This is a genomic window from Aliivibrio sp. S2TY2, assembly GCF_028765525.1.
GTDB lineage: Bacteria > Pseudomonadota > Gammaproteobacteria > Enterobacterales > Vibrionaceae > Aliivibrio > Aliivibrio finisterrensis_A.
In genome coordinates, this window is the sequence record NZ_JARACS010000034.1 from 1 (window position 1) to 1,136 (window position 1,136).

1 protein-coding gene is annotated in these 1,136 nt (G+C 43.7%); it reads right to left on the reverse strand.

All coding sequences use genetic code 11. From position 1 onward, the window contains the following. The coding region (locus tag PVK63_RS19860) for an Hsp70 family protein (RefSeq protein ID WP_274440979.1) at positions 1 to 1,136 on the reverse strand (1,136 nt) is incomplete at both ends.

Sequence of the window (1,136 nt, forward strand, 5' to 3'; positions counted from 1 at the left end):
TCTAGTAGTAGAACGTCTTTAACGTCACCTGCTAATACACCACCTTGAACTGCAGCACCCATTGCTACTGCTTCATCAGGGTTCACGTCACGACGCGCTTCTTTACCGAAGAATTCAGCTACTTTAGCTTGAACCATAGGCATACGTGTTTGGCCACCAACTAGAATAACGTCAGTGATTTCGCTTACTGATAAATCAGCATCTGCTAGAGCTACTTTTAGCGGTTCAAGCGTACGAATTACTAAGTCTTCAACTAGAGATTCTAGTTTTGCACGCGTCACTTTAACGTTCATGTGCTTAGGACCAGTCGCATCAGCAGTAACGTAAGGAAGGTTTACGTCAGTTTGTTGAGCTGAAGACAGTTCAATCTTCGCTTTTTCTGCTGCTTCTTTAACACGTTGCATAGCAAGAGGATCAGTTTTAAGATCGATACCTTGCTCTTTTTTGAACTCATCTACTAAGTAGTTGATCATACGGTTATCGAAATCTTCACCACCTAGGTGAGTGTCGCCGTTTGTCGCAAGAACTTCGAATGTTTGCTCGCCATCAACGTTGTCGATTTCAATGATAGAAATATCGAATGTACCACCACCAAGGTCGTATACTGCGATAGTGCGATCGCCGCCTTTTTTGTCTAGACCGTAAGCTAATGCTGCTGCTGTTGGTTCGTTGATGATACGTTTAACATCAAGACCTGCGATACGACCAGCATCTTTCGTTGCTTGACGTTGAGCATCGTTAAAGTAAGCAGGTACAGTAACTACTGCGCCAGTCACTTCTTCACCTAGGAAGTCTTCCGCTGTTTTCTTCATTTTCTTAAGAATTTCAGCAGAAACTTGAGGAGCAGCCATTTTTTGGCCTTGCGCTTCAACCCAAGCATCACCGTTGTCAGCTTTAACGATTTTGTACGGCATGATTTCGATATCACGTTGAACTTCTTCGTCTTCAAAACGACGACCGATCAAACGCTTAATCGCAAATAATGTGTTTTGTGGGTTAGTAATCGCTTGACGCTTAGCTGGCTGACCTACAAGAGTTTCGCCATCTGTGTATGCAATTACCGATGCCGTTGTACGTTCACCCTCTGCATTCTCTAAAATACGTGGCGTATCGCCATCTAAAACAGCAACACAAGA